Origin of the sequence: Bdellovibrio bacteriovorus (assembly GCF_001592745.1) — a bacterium.
Lineage (GTDB): Bacteria > Bdellovibrionota > Bdellovibrionia > Bdellovibrionales > Bdellovibrionaceae > Bdellovibrio > Bdellovibrio bacteriovorus_B.
Genome location: NZ_LUKD01000001.1, coordinates 972,826 through 994,126 on the forward strand (window position 1 = coordinate 972,826; position 21,301 = coordinate 994,126).

At 45.9% G+C, this 21,301-nt stretch carries 18 protein-coding genes and 1 pseudogene; 13 read left to right on the forward strand and 6 right to left on the reverse strand.

Annotated features, from left to right (window positions below; translation table 11 throughout):
• The first annotated feature begins 3 nt into the window (after positions 1 to 3).
• The 4 genes from AZI87_RS04560 to AZI87_RS04575 all read left to right on the forward strand — a co-directional run bounded on the left by AZI87_RS04560 (position 4) and on the right by AZI87_RS04575 (position 5,693).
• The gene (locus AZI87_RS04560; protein WP_063205214.1) at positions 4 to 2,205 is read left to right on the forward strand and encodes an ATP-binding protein; all 2,202 of its coding nucleotides are present in this window, start codon (positions 4 to 6) and stop codon (positions 2,203 to 2,205) included.
• A gap of 9 nt (positions 2,206 to 2,214) precedes the next feature.
• A complete protein-coding gene (locus tag AZI87_RS04565) occupies positions 2,215 to 2,616 on the forward strand; it encodes a response regulator (RefSeq protein WP_253696445.1) in 402 nt (133 codons plus the stop codon).
• 88 nt (positions 2,617 to 2,704) lie between these two features.
• Positions 2,705 to 4,048, forward strand: coding sequence for a DUF1214 domain-containing protein (locus AZI87_RS04570; RefSeq protein ID WP_063205215.1), 1,344 nt, complete (start codon positions 2,705 to 2,707; stop codon positions 4,046 to 4,048).
• A gap of 241 nt (positions 4,049 to 4,289) precedes the next feature.
• Positions 4,290 to 5,693 carry a sigma-54-dependent transcriptional regulator gene (locus tag AZI87_RS04575; protein ID WP_063205216.1) on the forward strand — a complete coding sequence of 468 codons (1,404 nt, stop codon included), beginning with the start codon at positions 4,290 to 4,292 and terminating at the stop codon, positions 5,691 to 5,693.
• Between the two features lie 77 nt (positions 5,694 to 5,770).
• Here the strand turns inward: AZI87_RS04575 and AZI87_RS04580 are convergent, their stop codons facing one another.
• A complete protein-coding gene (locus AZI87_RS04580; protein WP_063205217.1) occupies positions 5,771 to 6,187 on the reverse strand; it encodes a BON domain-containing protein in 417 nt (138 codons plus the stop codon).
• A gap of 233 nt (positions 6,188 to 6,420) precedes the next feature.
• On the opposite strand from AZI87_RS04580, the gene AZI87_RS04585 reads away from it, so the two are divergent.
• Positions 6,421 to 6,915, forward strand: a complete 495-nt coding sequence (locus AZI87_RS04585) for a hypothetical protein (protein ID WP_063205218.1) — start codon at positions 6,421 to 6,423, stop codon at positions 6,913 to 6,915.
• 1 nt (position 6,916) lies between these two features.
• Here AZI87_RS04585 and speB read toward each other — a convergent pair whose 3' ends face one another.
• Positions 6,917 to 7,852, reverse strand: coding sequence for an agmatinase (gene speB / locus AZI87_RS04590; protein WP_063205219.1), 936 nt, complete (start codon positions 7,850 to 7,852; stop codon positions 6,917 to 6,919).
• Between the two features lie 38 nt (positions 7,853 to 7,890).
• On the opposite strand from speB, the gene AZI87_RS04595 reads away from it, so the two are divergent.
• Genes AZI87_RS04595 through AZI87_RS04605 form a run of 3 tightly spaced genes read left to right on the forward strand, consistent with a single transcriptional unit; the run spans position 7,891 to position 10,468 of the window.
• Positions 7,891 to 8,874 carry an A/G-specific adenine glycosylase gene (locus AZI87_RS04595; RefSeq protein ID WP_063205220.1) on the forward strand — a complete coding sequence of 328 codons (984 nt, stop codon included), beginning with the start codon at positions 7,891 to 7,893 and terminating at the stop codon, positions 8,872 to 8,874.
• Complete coding sequence (locus AZI87_RS04600) at positions 8,871 to 9,896, forward strand: TolB family protein (RefSeq protein ID WP_063205221.1); 1,026 nt, start codon at positions 8,871 to 8,873, stop codon at positions 9,894 to 9,896. Before AZI87_RS04595 ends, AZI87_RS04600 begins: the two co-directional genes overlap by 4 nt.
• The gene (locus AZI87_RS04605) at positions 9,893 to 10,468 is read left to right on the forward strand and encodes a hypothetical protein (RefSeq protein WP_063205222.1); all 576 of its coding nucleotides are present in this window, start codon (positions 9,893 to 9,895) and stop codon (positions 10,466 to 10,468) included. Before AZI87_RS04600 ends, AZI87_RS04605 begins: the two co-directional genes overlap by 4 nt.
• On the opposite strand, the gene AZI87_RS04610 is transcribed toward AZI87_RS04605, so the two are convergent.
• Both AZI87_RS04610 and AZI87_RS04615 read right to left on the reverse strand, forming a co-directional pair.
• Positions 10,458 to 11,243: a hypothetical protein gene (locus AZI87_RS04610; RefSeq protein WP_063205223.1), complete on the reverse strand. Its 786-nt coding sequence runs from the start codon at positions 11,241 to 11,243 to the stop codon at positions 10,458 to 10,460. The two genes, AZI87_RS04605 and AZI87_RS04610, sit on opposite strands and share 11 nt — an antisense overlap.
• Before the next feature lie 134 nt (positions 11,244 to 11,377).
• Positions 11,378 to 12,097, reverse strand: a complete 720-nt coding sequence (locus AZI87_RS04615) for a hypothetical protein (RefSeq protein ID WP_063205224.1) — start codon at positions 12,095 to 12,097, stop codon at positions 11,378 to 11,380.
• 218 nt (positions 12,098 to 12,315) lie between these two features.
• On the opposite strand from AZI87_RS04615, the pseudogene aceB reads away from it, so the two are divergent.
• Positions 12,316 to 13,839 (forward strand): annotated as a pseudogene (aceB, locus tag AZI87_RS18395) (malate synthase A); the annotation flags it as partial.
• 39 nt (positions 13,840 to 13,878) lie between these two features.
• Positions 13,879 to 15,225, forward strand: coding sequence for an isocitrate lyase (aceA, locus tag AZI87_RS18400; protein WP_155722541.1), 1,347 nt, complete (start codon positions 13,879 to 13,881; stop codon positions 15,223 to 15,225).
• A gap of 43 nt (positions 15,226 to 15,268) precedes the next feature.
• Here the strand turns inward: aceA and AZI87_RS04630 are convergent, their stop codons facing one another.
• Together AZI87_RS04630 and hemB are read right to left on the reverse strand one after the other, a co-directional pair.
• Positions 15,269 to 16,462, reverse strand: coding sequence for an exo-beta-N-acetylmuramidase NamZ family protein (locus AZI87_RS04630; protein WP_063205225.1), 1,194 nt, complete (start codon positions 16,460 to 16,462; stop codon positions 15,269 to 15,271).
• Between the two features lie 69 nt (positions 16,463 to 16,531).
• Positions 16,532 to 17,518 (reverse strand): porphobilinogen synthase, encoded by a 987-nt coding sequence (hemB, locus tag AZI87_RS04635; RefSeq protein ID WP_063205226.1) that lies wholly within the window; start codon positions 17,516 to 17,518, stop codon positions 16,532 to 16,534.
• Positions 17,519 to 17,625: 107 nt separating this feature from the next.
• Between hemB and AZI87_RS04640 the strand changes: the two genes are divergently transcribed.
• From AZI87_RS04640 to AZI87_RS04650, 3 genes are read left to right on the forward strand one after another with little or no spacing between them, the layout of a single operon-like run.
• Positions 17,626 to 18,525 (forward strand): hypothetical protein, encoded by a 900-nt coding sequence (locus tag AZI87_RS04640; RefSeq protein ID WP_063205227.1) that lies wholly within the window; start codon positions 17,626 to 17,628, stop codon positions 18,523 to 18,525.
• A complete protein-coding gene (gene hemC, locus AZI87_RS04645; protein ID WP_063205228.1) occupies positions 18,516 to 20,024 on the forward strand; it encodes a hydroxymethylbilane synthase in 1,509 nt (502 codons plus the stop codon). The genes AZI87_RS04640 and hemC overlap by 10 nt, the downstream gene beginning before the upstream one ends.
• The gene (locus AZI87_RS04650) at positions 20,012 to 21,292 is read left to right on the forward strand and encodes a glutamate-1-semialdehyde 2,1-aminomutase (protein WP_063205229.1); all 1,281 of its coding nucleotides are present in this window, start codon (positions 20,012 to 20,014) and stop codon (positions 21,290 to 21,292) included. Before hemC ends, AZI87_RS04650 begins: the two co-directional genes overlap by 13 nt.
• Positions 21,293 to 21,301 lie beyond the last annotated feature (9 nt).

The following is a 21,301-nucleotide window of genomic DNA, read 5'->3' on the forward strand; positions in this document are numbered from 1 at the left end:
TTTGTGGAAATCAAAATCACCAATCGCTTGATTCAGGGAATCTTTGCCCTTGGCACTATCGTCACACTTTCAATTCTTGTTTTAAACTTTCTTTCTTTGCGCGATTATCGTCGCTCCATTCGTGAACAGGAAAAAAGCGAAGCTCTTATCGTCGTCATGGATGAGCTGGTAAAAACCGTGGTCGACTTAGAAACCGGTCAACGTGGATACATTCTAACTTCCAATAGTGAATTCCTTGAGCCTTACGATAAAGCGCGCATTCATATTCCTCGCCACTTAGATGCTTTGGATCAGGGAGTCCCGCCGGATATTAAAAGCATGGTGGAATACAAAGAAATCCGTGGGCTCGTCACTAAAAAAATCGAACTGTCGCGTGAAATGATTGCCCTTGTGAATACGGGCCAAGCTAAAAAGGCTCAAGACAAAGTGCGCTCGGGTCAAGGAAAAGAAGTGATGGATCAACTTCGCGCCGCCGTCGACGCGGTCAAAGGTGTGGAGCGAGCCAAAGTCGACGAACATCGCAAAATCGCAGAATCCAAAGGACGTATCAACCGTGATTGGACCATTCTTGGGAGCGGACTTTGTTTTGCGATTATTGTTCTAGCGTATCTTCTGACGGACATGGAAAATCGCCGTCGCACCAAGGTCGAACAAGAACTAGCGCTTGCGAAAGATGCCGCTGTTGAAGCTTCTAAACACAAGTCGGAATTCTTGGCCAATATGAGTCACGAAATTCGCACACCGATGAATGGTATTCTAGGAATGTCTGAAGTGATGCTAGCAGAGATGCCTGAGGGAAGTCAGCGCAGCAAACTAGAGAAAATTCGTGATGCCGGTATGGCTTTACTCACCTTGATCAATGGAATTTTAGATCTTTCTAAAATTGAATCGGGAAAATTGGAACTGGAAGAAAACTACTTTGAACTCCCGAAGCTCGTTCAGGAAGTTTATAATACTTTGGAATACTCTGCGAAATCCAAAGGACTGGAATTTGAAACTTCGATTTCAGATAATACTCCTCGTTCCTTTTCTGGAGATGCCCTTCGCATCCGACAAATTCTTATCAACCTTTTAGGAAATTCCATCAAGTTTAGCTCTTCCGGCAAAGTCGCCTTGCGAATCAGTTCTTACCGAGCGGAAAGTTCAAAAACCATGTTGCAAGTGCAGGTCTCAGACAATGGGCCTGGCATGACTGAAGACACCGTAAAAAAACTTTTTGTGCCTTTTGAGCAAGGGGACAAAAGCACCACACGAAAATACGGTGGAACTGGTTTAGGACTATCCATCACAAAAAAACTTGTGGATCTTATGGGTGGAAAGATAGATGTGGAAAGCAAGATAGGAGAAGGCACATCCTTTTGGATAAACATTCCTCTCGAAGCGGTGAATTCCATGCCGAGCACCAACCACCCAACGTCACCCGTGACGTCGGCTTTCTTATCCTCATTGGCCCCTTTAAAAGTTTTGGTTGCCGAAGACAACGCCACAAACCAAGAAGTGATCAAGGTTATGCTGAGACGTCTGGGGCATACATTTACCGTCGTCGAAAACGGTCGCGAAGCCATCGCGGCTTACGAAAAAGAAAAGCCCGATGTCATTTTAATGGACTGTCACATGCCGGAAATGGACGGTTATGAAGCTGCCAAACAGATTACGACGGAACAAGGGACCCTATGGAGCCAAGGTGTTCCGGTGATCGCTGTCACCGCCAATGCCGTTCGCGGAGACAAAGAAGACTGCATGCGTGCAGGGATGTGTGACTATCTCTCTAAACCTCTGACCATGAATGAACTGGATGATAAACTCGCGATGTGGTCGCCAAAACTTGACGCCGTAGACACCCAGATTATTGATCCCCGCGCGATGGAACGTCTTCGTCAAATCAGCGAAACACAAGCACCTGTTCTAATGGCCCAGATACGTGGTGAATGGCTTAAAGAGGCCCCCGAATCTTTAGAGAAGATGAAAGTACTTATCGAGCAATCGGCATGGAGCGATGTCAGTAAAACCGCTCATCATTTAAAGTCTACCTGCGCGAATGCGGGCTTCCGGCGTATGACTCAATTCTGCTCTAAAATTGAAGAAGACATCGCTTCAAATAAGTTTGATGAAGTCATGTATCTGTTTTTACAACTGCGTTCTGAATATAAACTTGCGTGTTTGCATTTAGAAAGGGAGACTAGAAATCAAGGTCTGGCATCTTAGGGGTGGTTCGTGGAAAATAAAAATTTCAGCAAAGTACGTGTGTTAATTAGTGATGACAACACCACCGATCGAATGATTCTTGCTGCCGCCCTGAATGAACTTGGTTTTCAGAATGTGATTCAGGCAGAAGATGGCGCTGTCGCATTGGCAAAAATCGAGCGAGCCCACGATATGGGTGCAAGTATCAATCTTCTTTTCTTGGATTGGCAAATGCCAAAGCGTAACGGCCTCAGTCTTTTGACAGATCTGCGTCGTTCTCAGCGCCATAAAAATATCAAGATCGTGATGACGACTAATGTGGCTGATGAAAAGTCAGTTAAAGAGGCGCTCAATCAAGGCTTGGATGCTTATATTATAAAGCCTCTTTCTCTGGATACATTGAAAGCCAAGCTTCTTGCGATGGAGCTTTAGGGCGCCTTCCTGACTGTTGCCAGCGACAATGAAATCCCGTTCCTAGTTGCTCCAACGTTTTCTAAAGTAAAGAAAACGAGGAGTTGTTATGAAACTCAAAAAGTCATTGATAGCCTTCTGCCTCCTGTTCCTTTCTCCGCTGAGTTTGTTAGCGCAAAATAATCAAAACACGATCAGCGATAAGGATATTGTGGATGCTTATCACTATTTCATTGGACGATTGTTGGTGCTGCGCCAAGAACATATCGACTTTAAAGATGGTGGTTTTAAGTGGAATGAAATTTATCACCGTGAACCGGGCGGAGTTACTTGGGCGAATCCGAATCTAGATGTCGTTTACAGCGAAGCGTGGCTGGCGCTAGATCCGAAAACTTGCGTGCTTGTGGATATACCGAAAATTGATAAAAGATATTACACCTTTCAGGTCTTGAATAGTTGGGGCGAAACACTTTCCAACATCAACGAAAGGACGTTCCCACGACGTCCTTATGGTAAGTTTGCATACTGCCAAGAAAATGCGGCCGTAAAAATCCCTTCCAGCACTGAGCGCATCAATGTTGTAGGAAATAAATTTCGTGTCCTAGCCAGAATTGAGATTGGAAAAAGCCAAAAAGAAGCCGTAAGCCTTCAGAAGCGGATTAAAATTACTCCAACGGCGGTCGCCCAAGTTGAAACACCGGTGCAAATTCCTCTTTTTTCAAATAAGGAACTCCCGACAGTAGTGGCATTTGAAAATGCCGAAGCCATTCTAAAAAGCGAACCGGATACCAACGATGGAATGGTTCCTTTGCAAGAAAAAACATTGTTGATCAGTCGCAATTTAGGTGATGAAGCGTTCCGAGCAAGAGTCGATGAAGTCATACGTAAAGAGGCCATTCCGTCTTTCTTGCGCGCTCTGGTCAGCGAGGGCACACATAAAAATGGTTGGGGCGCCACACCAGCCGCAGGAAAGTATGGCAGTAACTACCTTTGGCGTTCCCTTGTGAACTACGGAGGAATATGGGCGAATACTTCGGAAGAGGTTGTTTACTATCGTACAAATACGGACGGCACGAATACGCCTTTGAATGGCAGCGAAACTTACACTATGACTTTTCCCGCAGATCAACTGCCACAGACCTTGGTAAAATTCTTTTGGTCCGTCATTGTTGTCGACAGCGAAAAGTTTTTAGTGGTGCCCAACCCTTTAAAAAAATACTTGGTGAACAGCCAGTCAAAATTGCAGAAGAACAAGGATGGCTCTTTAACAATCGTCTTCGCGAATAAACAGCCGAAAAATTATCCACAAACAAATTGGCTGCCCACACCTGCAAAAGCCAACTATCATCTGACATTCCGTTTTTACGGCCCAGAACTTCCGGTGGTCAAAGGACAGTATTTCCCGCCACCACTGCAAAAAGTCACAACATCCCTTTCCAAAAATGAACTTTGAATTTCGGTTAATCAAAAAGGCAGATTTCTTAAATCTGCCTTTTTTTTAATCATGACGAGGAATATCTCGAATTTTTATCAGGTCTAGTTTCCAAAAAGGCGGCATTTTTTTCCATTCCCCGTCCAGTTTTATGGTCCTGAAAGCCTTACCTGGCGCGGATTTTTTGACAGTCCCGTCAAAAATACCCTAAGCTTTAGAAAGTACTGAATCAGTACAAGAACCCACCATGGAAGGAAGGTTCATGCGAAGCCAAAGAGTCCTAATATTAGATGACGAGTCCTCCTTAAGAACCGCACTTTTTAGAGTGCTTGATCGCAAAGGCCTGAACGTCATCACTGCCAACAAAATCGAAGAAGCCAAAGTTTTGTGCCAGGGTGATACTCCCATCGATTTAGCTATTGTTGATTTGAATCTTCCCGATGGCGACGGCATTGAATTCATGACTCATCTTAAATCTCTAAGTCCGGCGACCGAAGTCATCATTCTGACGGGTCATGCGACCATCGAATCCGCTATTCGCGCAACACAAAAAGGGGCCTTCCACTTCGTCACGAAGCCTTTCAATCTTGAAGAACTGATGAGCTTGATTGAAAAAGCTCTGACTCACAAAAAACTTCAGCAAGAAAATCAGCAGCTTCGTTCTGAATTGAACAAGAAATATAAATTCGATCAAATCGTCGGAAACTCTGATCAAATTCAAAACGTATTGCGCTTGATTGAAAGAGTGGCTGATTCCGATTCGACAGTTCTTGTGACTGGTGAATCAGGAACCGGTAAAGAACTTATCGCACGCGCGATTCACTATAACTCTCCACGCGCGCAAGGTCCTTTCATTCCTATCAACTGTGGCGCCATTCCTGCGGAACTTTTGGAAAGTGAACTTTTCGGACACATCAAAGGGGCTTTCACTGGCGCAATTGCCAATCGCGTAGGCCGTTTTGAAATGGCCGATGGCGGAACGATCTTCCTAGACGAAATCGGAGATCTAGAGCCGTCTTTGCAAGTGAAACTTCTTCGTGCTTTGCAGGAACGCAGCTTTGAACCTGTAGGCTCTACTAAAACCGTGACCGTGAATGTGCGCGTGATCGCAGCGACAAATATCAATTTGGAAGAGGCTGTAGATAACGGTCGATTCCGTGAAGATCTTTTCTATCGCTTGAATGTCATTCCGTTGCCAGTTCCGGCGTTGCGTGAACGTAAAACAGATATCCCTTTGTTATTGAACCATTTCATGGAAATTTTCAATAAGAGCAAAGGCCGTGGTCTTTCAGGTATTACTCCAGACGCTTTAGATTGCCTCGTGAACTACGCTTGGCCCGGAAATATCCGTGAACTTGAAAATCTTGTTGAGCGCATGACCATTCTTAAAGGCCAAGGACAGATTGATATTTCTGACCTTCCATTGAAGTACAAGTCCGGCAAAACTGCTTCTTCCGAAGTCGGTGGTTTGGAAATTCCAGATGCAGGCATGGACTTTAACTCGGCTGTCGATGCCTATGAAAACGCGTTGATCTTAAAAGCGCTTGAAAAAACCGGTTGGAACCGCAACCAAGCGGCGGCTCTTTTAAGACTGAACCGCACAACTTTGGTGGAGAAGATCAAAAAGAAAGGTCTTATCCCGCCGAACGAAATCACTCCCACATAACTTACATAGAAGAAAGCCCGCCAAAAGCGGGCTTTCTTGTTTTGGGCTGAACTGCGTCCCTCACTACGATTGAAACTTTATTCCTTAATCAAAACTTTATTATTCACAGAGTTAATGCCTTCGACAGCCATCACTTTCTGACGAATCGATTCTTTTTCTTCAGGTGAAGCCGCTTGACCCTGCAAAGTCGCACGTCCATTCTGGACACGAATATTTACGTTGCGGGCTTCGGATGATAGTGATGTATCGCTTTGCAAACTTCGGCGAGCCATAGCTTGAATTTCGGAATCAGATTTAGCTGGCATATTCATCGCCGAATCTCCAGCAGGCATGGATGTCGCAGTGCTTGTTGCTTCACTATCAACTCCTGTGGGTGCTGATTCGTACATAGAGTCACGGTCATAAGAATGTTTCGCTTTATCATCGGAAGTGTCAGCGAATGCTGTGCCACCTAAAACAGTCAGAGCTAATAATGTCACAAGTTGCGTTTTCATTAGATCCTCCTCGTTGTTCTTCTTTTAACAATTTCATTGTACCCCCGGATCTCCTTTTACACAAAAAATCTGCAACATTTGCGAACTGCCACTTGCCGAAAGCGGTATTCATTTCAACCGCGAAAAGAAAAAGGATCTGGCCTTGAACCGGACAGGTTCCTTTCCCGCTACACAATGTGACTTCTCTCAAATCGCGCGGATCTTTGCAGAAGCTTTCCGACAAGGAGACCATTATGAAAAAACTCATTTTTACTTTTGTCTTGTTCACCGCACTCAATTCGCAGGCGGCACTTCCTTTAGACTTAACGCCGTCTTTACAAAATTTGAGAAATGAGTGTCAGCGAACCGAAGAAGACTTTCCTGATTTCGCCTGTCTGAAGTTTGAATTCTTTCAAAGCAGCCCCGAAAGAATAGAAGAAGACCTTCAGGCCCTAATTGAGATGAACGAATACAATCTTCAAAGAACAAGTTCGTCAGAAATGCTCCGCCTTTTAATGGCCTCCATGGACGCTCAGATTTATCGTTACCAAAAAAAGGAACACGTAGAAGCCTTACGCAGATTGAAAGCTAAAAATCACTGGGAGCTTTTGAAAGCCAAAAAGGATTTAGACCGTTTTATGTGGGATCCTCACACCTACTGGTACCCCAGCGTGAATGCGATGAGCTTTATCGCCATAAATCAAAGTCGGAGTGTGATCGCCGTGATTTCTCACGGCGAAAGAAATTAATTTATTTATTCTTCGGGAACAGATGGAGCATTTCAAACAAGGCATCCATCCCCGCCAAGGCAGTAATATCGCCATGGTCAAAAGGTGGAGAGATCTCTACCACATCCCCGCCCACAAGATTTGGAATCTTCAAGGCGCGGAAGATACGTTGAACTTCATAAGTCGTAAGGCCTCCGGGAACGGGCGTTCCTGTTCCTGGAGCACAGCTTGGATCCAAATTGTCGATGTCGTAACTAATGTAAGTTGGCGTATCGTCAAAAACAGGAAGCGTGCGCAAAAATTCGTTCAACGGTTGATTGCGAACATCATCGACCGTGATAACACGAATGCCGTTGGCACGAACGAAATTCAAATCGTCCCCTCCGGCAAGCGGGCCGCGAATTCCGATTTGCACCATCTTCTTCGGATCCACTAAACCTTCTTCGACCGCATGGCGAGCAAAAGCACCATGATGATATTCACAGCCCCACGCCGCTGGGTAAGTATCTAAGTGCGCATCAAAGTGAATGAACGCCAATGGCTTGCCGTATTTTTTACGAAGAGCCCGTAACACAGGAAGCGTTGTTGAGTGATCTCCGCCCACAGCTAAAAAACGTTTGTTGTGATTTAAAATTTCAGTCACAAATTTTTCAATACGCTCGTAGGTCTGCCCCTGATCAATGGGTACCGTTGGACAGTCGCCGATATCAGCAACTTTTAAGTTTTCAAAAAAGTTTTCAGCACGGGTCATATGGAAGCCACGTCCCAAAGCCGAAACTTCGCGTAATTTTGTTGGCGCAAAGCGCGCCCCTGGTCGGTAGGAAACTCCCCCATCGTAAGGAATGCCAAAGATTCCAACTTCATAGTCGGCTTCTAATGAAACGTAGGGCAACCGGAAGAAAGTCTTGATCGCAGAAAAACGGGGAAACTCACGTCCGCTTAAGGGTTTGTATTCCATATTGACTCCTCAAATACCGTACGACTACATTACCGCGGATGAGCTCAAATTACGACTACAAACTCGACCACAAGCAACTTACGCAATGGTACAAAAAAAACCAGCGCGCCCTTCCCTGGAGAGAAAACAAAGACCCTTATCGTATTTGGCTTTCAGAAGTTATGTTGCAACAAACAACCGTTGTTGCGGTCATTCCTTACTTCGAAAAATTTCTTAAGAAGTTCCCGACGGTGCAGGACCTGGCTCAGGCTCCTGAAAATGAAGTCCTCGAAGCTTGGGCGGGCTTAGGTTATTACTCTCGTGCCCGCAATCTTCACAAAGCCGCTAAAGCTTTGGCGGAAAATGGTTTTCCTAAAACAGCTGCAGAACTTTTAGAGCTTCCTGGTTTCGGCCCGTATACGTCCCGTGCCGTTGCCAGCATTGCTTTCGGAGAAAAAGTCGGCGTTCTAGATGGCAACGTTATTCGCGTGCTTTCACGTCGCTATGGTTTGAAACTAGAATGGTGGAACAACAAAGGCCGCGAGACTCTGCAAAAAATCTCTGACGAGCTGTCGTTGTTAGGAAACGCGGACGTTGTTAACCAAGGCCTGATGGAGCTAGGGGCCACGGTATGTACACCCCAAAAAGTGACCTGCATGTTGTGTCCGTGGGTGAATACGTGTGTGTCACGTGAAAAAAATCTAGTTGAGAAATTACCTCTAAAAAAACCACGCAAAGAAAGTGAAGTCTGGGTCTGGAAGCCCTTCGTCGCGATCAAAGACCGGAAGGTCGCCTTGGTGAAAAACGACTATGCGCCGTTCTTGAAAGGACAGATGATTTTCCCTGGAGAAATCGCCATGGAAAAAAACAAGCCCAAGGACTATGATGTCAAACACAACATCACACATCATGATATCTTTATTCAGATTCATTCGAAAAAATCCGTTAGTGGTAAGAACATCGAATGGGTGGAACTTAAAGAACTGAAGAAGGTCAACCCTTCCTCCCTGTTACAGAAAGTGCTGCATAAGGTAGATATATGAAGTGGATCCAGTGGAAAGTTGCAGGTGTATTTTTTCTTCTTTCAGCCTGCACACACTTGAGCGTTACAAAAGACGTTTTAACTTCTGACTTTTTACTGACCAAAAATACAAAACAAATCACGTTCCTGGGCGATAATGATCATCCTCGTTTTTCAGAGGATGGAAAGCGACTTATATACAGCAGCCGTTCCCGTGCGTCTCACAAAGGCTGGCAAGTGTATGAGATGGACCTTGAAAACAACAAGGAACGTCGCGTGACCTTTTCTGATGGCGACGCCTTCGATGCCATCTACATTTCGAAGTCAGAAATTCTATACGCTTCGACAACAGATGAAATTAAAGAAAGTCCGCTGCAAAATAAGAATTTCGACAAAGAGTTTCCACCCTCAGATCTTTACATGAGTGATCTATATGGCACGAATATTCTGCGCGTGACGCAACAGCCGGGCTTTGATGCTCAGCCTTTTTTCGTGTCTCACCCGACAAAACCTTCGATCTATTTTACGTCCCGACGTGGAGAGCTTTCGGGAATTTACCGCTTGGATTTAAAAAAAGTCCCGGTCAGTTTGATTTCCGCTGAAAAAGACAAAGAGAAACGCTTCCCTGCTATCACTCCCGACCGCACTCAAGTGGCTTGGGCTGAAAAGAATCTAAAAACAGGCGAAGAAAGCTTGGTTCTTTACAATCTAAAAACAAAGATTCCGTTTATGCTGAAGTCCAATGAGGGAATTTATCGTGATCTTTTCTTCTCTCCGCGCAATCCTCAGCGTCTTTTTTATAGCATTTTACGTAAGGGTGAAAAGCGTTACCAAATCGAGGTCTATGACATCGAAAAGCACTGCACGCAGGTTGTTTTTAAGGGCAATGACTCTTTGTCATCTCCGTCTATTTCGAATGACGAGCCTGAACGCGTCGCCTTCTCGCGCTTATTCCAGGATAAGAAACAAATTTACATTGTGAATCTGCCAGTTGATTTAGGGCCTTGCCTTGAACCAGCCACGCAAGCTACTCTTAAGGAGTGAAATCCTTAGTCGCCTTTCTGACATTTTGGTCCTCTATAGCGTTGGCAGCTCCGCATCCCGCGACGAGCTCTTCTGCTTTCACCGCGCCGGAAAAAGGGCTTTATTTTCTGCACAAAGGTTTCACCTTAAAGACCGAGGGCACGAACTGGGTTCCAGTAGCAAGCAGCGAAGAAAGCCTTCTAGACACGGTTCGCTTCGCTCCTCGCGACAATCAAACGGAAGGCAGTCTTAGCATTCGTACGGATAAAGTCGCAAAGAACGCCTCTTTAGAGCTTTATACCCGCAAGTGGATGCGCGATTACCCGAACTATGGTTTTGAGGTTATTTCCGCCAAGAATTTCACTTTGAATGGCAGTCCCGCTTTAGTTGTGGATATGCTTTCAAGATCAAAGAACAAACAGATCCGCCAAGTGGTTTTAAAAAATGAAGACCGTGTGGCTATTATGACCTGCCTCGATGACAAGACTCGTTTCACCAAAGCTCTGCAAAGCTGCAATCAGATCATGAAGACCTTCGCTTGGACGACCTCCGAGGCACCTGCCAGCAAAGAACCGGCTCCGGTTAAAAAATAAAGCTGAACTGCACACGAAAACCCCATTCAGAAGCTTCTTCGGGCCCTGACACCAAATATTTAAATCCTGCCCCTAACTCCGCCTCATCCGTTTGCGAATACGAAAAGATATGCGAATAACTAAGAATGGCGGGATGAGTCCACTCTTCCTGTTCGCCATTATAGACGGACTCAAACATTAAATTCACCGCTCGCCCGTCGCCAAATCGATAGTTATAAAACGGTTGGACCGAAGCCAGGCTGATATCGCTGCGATCTTCTTCACCCGCAAAAGACCAAAGGTAGTGAGCCAAGATTCCAAATGTGTACTGAAACTCTTCATAGGCGACGGAAACAGCGGGTCCAGCCGCCCACTTTCCTGCGCCTAGAAAAGTATCTGTGGCCGTAGGTGCTTCAAACGCAGCTCCGGCAGCCCAACTCCACTGTGAATTCGGTTTTGCCGGAGTGAGCAGAAATGTTTGCACAAGATCGCCTAAACCAAACTCATAGTCGGAAGAAGGGAAAGCCTTCTCATGATAAAGCACCGGCAAGAAACTGCGAGAAACCAAGTTCCAGTCGGTTCCCATGTCTAAAGAAAGATGAGGTCGCAAAGCCATTTCTAAAACGCTGCCGTTTTCAAGAGGGCCGACGCGATAGTTATTTGTGATTTGAATAGGAAAGCGATCCAAGCGGGAGTGAGGACTGGCGAAGTCTTTGGCAAGTTCATCCACGTTTTTTGCAAAAACGGTGTCAGTAAAAATCAAAGCACCTACAAGAATCAAAACTGTCTTCAGCATAAATCCCCCTGATTAAGTCTCCTCAGGGAATTTAAGACGAGCAATGCATTCTTTCCTGGCTAGTTAACTGACAAAAAAAAAGAGCCAAGATAACTTGGCTCTTGAGATAACAATCGATATGGCTATATGGAAAACTAGTTACAACGTTTACCCCATGTGTTGGCTGTTTTATCACCCACACCGATGTGTAAAGACGCACTTCCATAGTGACCGATCGCGCGCAATCTTTTTTGGGCGCGCATTTTACAAAGCTCACGGAACGCGCGGTCGGCTTCGCTGTTGCTCGCGAAACGTACGTCGATAGAAGTTCCGTAAGGATGACGACCTTTTGCACCACCCACGTTTTTGTTGTAGGGCTCCGGTCTCCACCAATTATAGATGTGGCTGATTTTAATTCCTCTAGCAGAAAGATCCTGAAGGATTTTTACGCCTGCAATAGGATATTGCCATGTCTTTTCATCAGGGTGAATCAACTGATGTTCTTGGCTTGATCCGTATGTACAGCGAAATGTCGAAGCGGAATTTTTGTTCGGTCGAACAAGCTGGCTGCACCAAGAAGAGTTGTTTGTCTCTTTAGCGCAACGTTGAAGAAATTCTTCTTCTTTTGTATTTCCTAAATTTACTTGGGCTTTCTGGCTGGAAGAAGCTTTCACACAACCTAAAGACTCAATCTCTGGATCAATGGCTTCTTCACTGTCATTATGAATGTGGTCTGCGATGTCCTCTGAAGCGCCGTCTTCAATAGCGGCCGTGGTTTCTTCATTCAGAGCATCGCCTGAGCTCGCTGGTTGACATCCAATTTGGCCTAGACCTAATGCAAACATCAACGTTAGCGTCGTCATTTTAAACTTCATCCATTCTCCTTGCTCGGGTTAATTCTTCGTAATGAGTTGCTAGGCTACACGCCTTACGAAGTTTTAATCCACCCTTTGAAAGGCAGTTCTAGAGCTAAGTTCAGGGGAATGTGAGTGAGTTCCTCATTCGCAAAAATACAAATATGAATGGATTCTTATTCACTTGTTTAGATCTTCACGAAGCCTCAGGATTTTTAGATCAGGAGAGGAGTCTTCCAATGAACGTTAATGAGCTTCAAGCTGAATTGATCACCCCGGATGCCGCCAATTTTCTAATTTCTCTTCACGAAAAATTCGATGGTCTTCGTCGTCACATGTTGATGAAACGAAAAACCTTGGTGAATGAATTCTGTGAAGGAGCGCGCCCCCAGTTCCTAGAGAAAACACGCAGTATTCGTGAATCTGACTGGAAAGTCGTAGAGGCCCCTCAAGATCTTCAAGATCGTCGTGTTGAAATTACGGGTCCTGCAGAACCCAAAATGATCATCAATGCGCTGAACTCAGGCGCTCAAGTTTTCATGGCGGACTTTGAAGACTCCCTAAGTCCGACGTGGTTCAATCTTTTAAACGGACAAGAAGCGCTTCAAAAAGCCGTTCGTCGCACGCTCACTCATCGCAACGAAAACGGCAAAGAGTACAAGCTCAATAAAAATATCGCCACTCTGGTAGTGCGGCCCCGCGGTCTGCATTTAGATGAACAGCACTTTATGATTCGCGGAGAACCGATTTCGGGAGCGCTGTTTGATTTCGGCCTTTTCATGTTCCACAACGCCAAAGAATTGATGAAACGAGGGACCGGACCCTACTTCTATTTGGCTAAATTAGAAAATCATGAAGAAGCGACTTGGTGGTCCGATGTCTTTAAATTTGCTGAAGAGAAGTTAGACATTCCCGCTGGGACTATTCGCGCGACGGTTTTAATTGAAACCATCACTGCGGCTTTTGAAATGGATGAAATTCTTTTTGCTTTAAAGGACTATGCTTCGGGCCTCAATGCCGGTCGTTGGGATTATATTTTCAGTTTGATTAAAAAATTTCATGCTTGTCCTGAGTTCGTTCTTTCAGAACGTGCGCGAGTCACAATGACAACTCCGTTCATGGAGTCGTACTGCAAGCTCTTGGTTCAAACTTGTCACAAACGCGGAGCCCATGCGATGGGCGGCATGGCGGCCTTTATCCCAAATCGCCAAGATCCTGATCTGACGAAGAATGCAATTCACAAGGTCGCCGAGGATAAATCCCGCGAAGTGCGTTTGGGATTTGATGGGACCTGGGTGGCTCATCCCGATTTAGTTCCAGTGGCGTTTGCAGAGTTCACCCGAGTGTTAGGTGACCGCCCCCACCAGAAACATGTGGCGCCTCGCGGGCCGGTTTTTGCCGAAGATCTTTTAAAAGTGCCTAAGGACGTTCATGTCTCTGAAGAAGGCGTGCGCACGAATATCTCTATCACTCTCCGCTATTTGGATAAGTGGCTCTCTGGTATCGGTGCGGCCGCTTTAGACAACTTGATGGAAGACGCCGCGACCGCAGAGATCTCGCGCAGCCAGCTTTGGCAGTGGCTGCATCACCATGTTGTTTTAACGGATGGCTCGCCTTTAACTTACGGACGATACAAGCTGCTTTTGCAGGAAGAAATTTTTAATTTGGAATCTCAGGACGTACCGCATTTGAAAAAGGCAGTTTCGCTTTTAAATTATATGGTTCTTACTGAGGACTTCCCAAATTTCCTAACCACGATGGCTTATGAACAATTAACTAAAGCGGAATCAAAGGAGATTGAGATGGTGAACGGCATGGAAGCTCATAAAAAATCAGTGGATGCTCAATGGGCCACAGACGAACGATGGAAAGGTGTGAAACGCAACTACGGCTCGGCCGAAGTGGCGAAACTGCGCACGACGATTCCAGTTCAATACACCCTTGCGGAAATGGGCGCAAAAAAACTTTGGGGCCTTTTAAAGAACTCCCCTTACGTGAATACATTTGGGGCGATGACCGGAGGACAAGCTGCACAAATGGTGAAAGCCGGACTGCAAGCAATTTATGTGAGCGGTTGGCAGGTGGCCGCTGACGCGAATCTTTCTGGTCAGACTTATCCAGATCAAAGCCTTTATCCTTCTAACAGCGTTCCCAATTTAGTCCGACGTATTAACAACTCTTTCATGCGTGCTGACCAAATCGCGAATCAAACAGGCAAAGACATGCGCGGTGAAGATTGGTATGCACCGATCGTTGCTGACGCCGAAGCGGGCTTTGGGGGTCCCCTTCACGCTTTTGAATTGATGAAGTCCATGATCGAAGCCGGAGCCGCCGGAGTGCACTTTGAAGATCAATTAGCCGCAGAAAAGAAATGCGGTCACATGGCAGGTAAAGTTCTTATTCCAACCAGCAATTTCATTCGCACACTCCAGGCCGCCCGCTTAGCAACAGACGTTTTGGGTGTTCCCACAGTGATCATCGCCCGAACCGATGCCTTAAGTGCGACACTGATGACGTCGGATATTGATCCTGCCGATCATGCTTTCTTAACGGGTGAAAGAACTCCAGAAGGTTACCATGTGATTCGTGGAGGCCTCGAATACGCCATCGCGCGCGCGATCGCTTATGCTCCTTGGGCTGACGTACTTTGGTTTGAGACGTCAAAGCCCGATATGAAAGAAGCAGAAACATTTGCCAAAGAAGTTCACAAAAAGTATCCAGAAAAAATTCTAGCTTACAATTGCTCGCCTTCATTTAATTGGAAGTTGCATTTAAGTGATGGAGAAATCGCTGAGTTCCAAGATCACTTAGGTAAACTGGGCTACAAATTCCAATTTATCACTCTGGCCGGTTGGCATTTAGTAAACTACCACACTTTCGATTTGGCTCATCGCTACTCGACAGATGGCATGACGGCTTACGTGGAGCTGCAAGAGCAAGAATTCGAAGCTGCGGAAAAAGGTTACACGGCAGTGAAACATCAAGCCGAAGTGGGAACGGGATATTTCGATGAAGTTCTTCAAGTGATAACCGAAGGTCAAGGATCTACAGGGGCTTTGAAGGGATCTACCGAAGAGCAATTCCATAAAGGTTCATCAAATCAGCCACCGCCTCCACCCGAGACAGTGACCCAACCCCTTCAGCACTAATTACTAAAAAAAGAGATCTGGGTTTCCAGATCTCTTTTTCTTTTTAGTACAACAGATACTTTTTTCTTTCCTTAGCCCAGGATTTTTCATCCACCGCCAAGGCCTTATCCAGATCTTTCGGAGTGGCCTTGCTATCTTCAATCCACTCTCTTAAAGCGGGCCCACCATTGATCACGTCAAACGCCAAACGGTCTTTCACATATTCATAGGCGAAGTCGCGATAAATTGGATACTGAGGATGCATTTCGCGAATCACTTTCAGCATCAGCGCCGTCAAACGGAAGGGCTTAAACTGATCGTGCTTATAGGCTTTGCTGTCGGTGTGAAACTGAAATCCGTGACAAAGTTTTCCCACGTGCTTGTGGAATGTGGGCTCGAAGAAACACTCGCGAAGCACAACACCTTTAAACCACTGCGGAGCTTTCTTTTTCATGCGCTTTAAAACTTCGCTGAAATCAATATCAGAGGCGCCGATGATTTCTAAAGCTCGTGTTGTCCCACGCGCCTCGGACAAAGTGGTTCCTTCGATCAAAACTGTTCCAGAGTATGCACGTGCCATATTCAAAGAAGCCGCGTTCGGAGAAGGATTCACCCATGGACGAGAAAGATCCCAACCATAACCAGGCTTTTTATCAGGCGCATAGCCTTTCATTTTCACGACTTTCAAGTCCAAGTTCATTTTGTAAAAGTCTTTGAAGTAGAGCGCAAGTTCTCCGACTGTCAGTCCATGGCGCATGGGAATGGGAGCCGCACCCACAAAGGATTCCCAGCCCGGAAGCATTTTAAAACCTTCGATCGGTCGGCCCGCTGGATTTGGGCGATCTAAAACGATCACACCTTTACCGAGCTTCGCGCACTCTTCCATCACGTACAGCAAGGTCGTGATGAAAGTGTAAATACGACAACCTAAATCTTGAAGATCAAAAAGAACCACATCAAAGCTGTCCATCATCTTTGCTGTGGGACGACGAACTTCGCCGTAAAGGCTGAACACAGGGATTTTATGAACCGGGTCGATGAAGTCCGGGCTTTCGATCATGTTGTCTTGCTTATCACCGCGCACACCGTGCTGAGGTCCAAAAGCGCAAGACAGTTTTATTTTTTTAGAAAGTAAATCCAGACTGTGCTGAAGATTTTCATCGACACTGGCAGGATGGCAAACCAGACCAACACGTTTGCCTTTCAAAGATTTTAAAAGCGGAGCACTGGATAAAAGAACCTCAACACCTAACTTCATAACAACGTCCTTGTTAAAGGAAAATTGTAATAACGGAAGCAGGTGCTGTCAAAAAGGTTCAGGGCAAGACTAGTTGACGTTCTTACGCAACCACTCCGCCATTGGCAGAGCGAAATAGGTAAAGATCACGTCAGCTCCGGCACGGCGGATGGAATAAAGTGTCTCAACCATCGCACGTGTTTCATCCAGAAAGCCGGCTTTAGCGCCCGCTTTAATAATGCCGTATTCACCACTCACATTATAAGCCGCTACCGGCAAGTGGGTGTGTGATTTCACGAGGCTGATGATATCCAAATAGCTTAACGCCGGTTTCACCATCACCATGTCCGCACCTTCAAGCTCGTCGAGTTCGATCTCGCGCAAGGCTTCACGCGCATTGCGGAAATCCATCTGATAAGTTTTTTTATCGCCAAACTTGGGAGCTGAATCCAAGGCTTCACGAAATGGTCCGTAAAAACTAGAAGCATATTTTGCCGAATAAGAAAGAATGCCTACATCTGTAAAACCTTCGTCATCCAAGGCCTCGCGGATAGCGCCCACACGACCATCCATCATATCCGAAGGCGACACGATGTCGGCGCCGTTTTGGGCGTGGACGATCGACATTTTCGCCAAGATCTCGACAGTTTCATCATTCAAAATCTTGCCATTTTTAACAACACCATCGTGGCCGTCAGAAGAATAAGGGTCCAGGGCCACATCCGAGATCAACGTCACGTCGGGGAACTTATCGCGAATCATTCTCAAAGTGGTCGGCAAAAGCCCGTTTTGGTTTAAAGATTCTTTTCCGTAAGAGTCCTTGAGTGTCTCGGAAATAGCCGGAAAAAGATCGAAGGACTTCACACCCAATTCGACCGCTTTTTGCACTTCTTGCAACAGCATATCCGGACTCATGCGGTAAATTCCCGGCATAGATTGAATAGCTTGTTTTTCACCCTTACCGTCGACAACAAAAAGAGGCAATACGAGCTGAGAGGGTCTCAAATCGGTCTCTGCCACCATTTGGCGCAGAGCTTCAGTTTTACGGTTTCTACGTGGTCTTTGAGTGAGCTTCATATAATCTCCATCCCCTGCCTATTTTCCAGGCATTACAGCAATTTTCATTCTTCGGATGACAATTGGATGACACTTAATTGAAAGTTTAGTGATAAACCTTTCTGTACATGGAAGATATACTTCTCGTTCACAGAAAATCCAATAGAAACTTCTCGGAGTCTCTCCAAGATGCAGCGATCTGGAAAACCTGCCTTCGCAAAATTCTTTTTTGCACTGAAGGTGAGTTGGCAGGTTACGCGGATGTTCTGGAAAAAGAAGATCACATCCTTCGCGGCGAACAAGCACTGAGCTTGTTGTTAGAAATCCTTTGCGGTCTGCACTCACCGATTGTTGGTGAGACAGAAGTCTTCGGACAATTTAAAAACTTTGTTGAGTCACGTAAACAATTGGGTGACACGCTTTTTGGAGATCACCAAAAATGGTTGAACTTCATCATGGCCGAAGTGAAGAAGACGCGCGCAGAGCATCTTGTCGGTATTGGCTCGCAAAGCTACGGAAGCCTTTTGCGCAGATACACAAAAGATCTAGAGACCGTTACAATGTGCGGCTCGGGTCAATTGGCACAAGAGATTCTTCCTTGGCTGGCTCACAAGAAAGCGCTTCAAGCGATCTGCCGTGATCCTGCAAAATTGCAAAATTTTTCAGAGAAATACAACAATCTGACTATCACGACTTACAATGAATCATACATTCATGGCGAGGCGATGGTGATTGCGGCTCCTTTGAGCGACGCACGTATCTTGGAACTCATGAGCAAACAGGACACACGTCCGACAGCTGTTTTTGATTTGCGCGGAGAAGAAAACGAATTGGATTCTTTGATCGCAGAAAAGTTCCCCCACGTGGTTTTCATGGGGCTTCATCAATTCTTTGCAGAGATTGAAGAAACGAAAAAGGATACTCACAACAAGATTCAGGCTTTGAAAGCACATCTTCTTGAAAAAGCCGTAGCCTTTATGCAAAGAACGGAGCTTCGCCCACTTGGTTGGGACGATCTATGCGCATAAAAATTTCCGCTCGCAAGAGCGATTTGGCTCGCCTTCAGGCTTACACCGTTGGCGAAGCACTTCAAAAAAAACATCCTGCTTTGGAAGTCGAATACCGTTTCAAAGAATCCCTGGGTGATATCAATCTGACAGATCCTTTGTGGAAAATTCCTGAAAAAGGTGTCTTCACTGAAGATTTCTACGGCGAGCTTTTGCGCGACGAAACCGATATGGTTGTGCACTCTTGGAAAGACCTTCCTACAGAGGGCAAAGTCGACACTCTGATTGCCGCGACTTTGCCGCGCGCGGATCAAAGAGATCTTTTACTTTTAAAAACTTCGCACTTTGAGAAAATCAAAGCGAACAGAGCTTTGAAAGTTTTCAGCTCTTCTCCTCGTCGTGAATACAACCTCACCGACTTTTTTAAATCTCATCTTCCGTTTAATTTGCAGTCCGTGAAGTTTGAAAGCGTGCGTGGAAATATCCCTACTCGCGTTCGTAAACTTTTAGAAAGCTCTGAAACCGATGGCCTGATCGTGGCCAAAGCGGCTTTAGACCGTCTGTTAACAGCCCCTCAGGCCGAGTTTAAAGAAGTTCAAGAATTGTTGCGCGGTTATATGCAACAACTGACTTGGGCTGTACTGCCATTAAGTATAAATCCGAATGCGGCTGCTCAAGGGGCTTTGGCGGTAGAAATCCTGACAACTCGCCGTGACCTCAATGATCTTTTGAAATCCATCCATGATGAAGACACATACCGCTGCGCTCAAAAAGAGCGTGAGATTCTTTCGAGTTTCGGTGGTGGCTGCCATCAAAAAATCGGCGTCGCCGTGATGACCCGCCCTTATGGCGATATCACTTTGCTTAAAGGCCTGACCGATCAGGGGCAAGTCTTGGATGCCCGCGAGCTTCAGCTGAAAGATAAAGCGCCTCAGTTTAATGAAAACCAAATGTGGTCAAGTGACGTCAAAGCCGACCGCAACAATCTGCACTTTTCTGGATTGCCAGTGAACACGAACGCGGTTTTCGTGGCTCGTAGTGAAGCTTGGCCTTCCGAACTTCAATCCCCCGGATTTGTTTGGACTGCAGGGCTTAAAACATGGAAAAACTTGGCCCAAAAAGGTATATGGGTTCACGGCTCTTCAGAAAGCCTGGGGGAGCAAGAAAACGCACGCATTGATATTCTTGCGGGAACATCTTTGCAGTGGGCGAAACTTTCGCACGACGAAGGCTTTGCTGCGAACTCCGCTGAACTTCCTTTGGTAGCGACTTACACGTTGAAACCAACAGGCAGTTTGGAAGGCTTAACTGATAAAGAAAGCTTTTTCTGGAGTAGCGGCAGCCAGTTCTTGCAAGCTGCGCAAGAGGCGCCAGAAATTTTAAACAAAAACCACGCCTGTGGCCCGGGCAACACTTACAAAGTGATCCGCGCTTACATGGAAAATAAAAACGCTTTTGATCCTTCCCGCTTAAGAATTTTCTTGGATCAAGACGACTGGAGAAAACAATGCACAAAGTAACCTCTGAAGAATTATTCCAACGCGCTTTGAATGTCGCTCCGGGTGGAGTTCACTCCCCTGTTCGTTCTTTTAAAGGCTTGGATCGCGCTCCGGTATTCTTCAAAAAAGCGGAGGGCGCTTACCTGACGTCTGTTGAAGACAAAAAGTATATCGACTTCTGCCAAAGCTTTGGTCCATTGATCTTGGGTCACTTAGATCCCGAAGTAAAAGAAGAAGTTCACCGCATGGTCGACACCGCTTGGACTTTCGGAGCCACAGAGATTTACTCTTTGGAACTTGCGGAGTGGATCACGAGCACATTGCCTTTCATGGAAAAATTACGTTTCGTTTCTTCAGGAACAGAAGCGGTAATGAGTGCTTTGCGCGTGGCTCGCGCGGCGACAGGTCGTAATAAGATTTTAAAATTCGAAGGCTGCTATCACGGTCACGTCGACAATCTTTTGGTAAAAGCCGGAAGCGGACTTGCGGGTGCAGCGGCTTCTTCGAGTGCCGGCATTCCCGCGGAAGTCGCCGCACAAACTGTCGTGACTCCGTTAGATGACGAACAAAAACTTCAAGAGGTCTTCCACAATTTCGGTAAAGACATCGCGGCAGTTATCATTGAACCACTTCCTGCCAACTATGGTCTTTTAGTTCAAAGACAAGAATTCTTAAAGAAAGTCGCTGAACTTTGCGAAAAGAACGGAAGCCTTTTGATTTTTGATGAAGTCATTTCTGGTTTCCGCGTCGGACTTCAAGGCATGGTTGAAAAAACCGGCATCCGCCCTGACCTTGTGACTTACGGTAAAATTATCGGTGGTGGTTTCCCTGTAGGTTGTTACGGTGGAAAAAAAGAATTGATGAACATGGTCGCTCCAAGCGGAGACGTTTATCAAGCTGGCACGTTGAGTGCGAATCCAATTGGCATGCGCGCCGGCCTTACGACTCTTAAAAAAATGCAGCGCTTGGATGGTTGGAATGTTCTTGAAAAAAGAACTCAAAAATTCACCGACACTGTCCGCGCGGGTTTTGCGAAAAAAGGACTTCCTTTAGAAGTCAGTCATTCGGCTTCTTTGTTCTGGATTCACGGTCCTTCTAAAACTCCTATTCGCACGATTGAACAAATTCCGGGGAATCAAGGAGCGACTTTCAAAGGTCTCTTCCTGAAGTCTTTGGAAAAAGGCGTTTACCTGGCTCCAAATGCTTACGAAGTCGGATTTGTTTCTATGGCTCATACAGATGAGATTTTAGAACAAGCTGCTCAAGCTATTATCGACGCCGCTGAATAGGACGTGGTG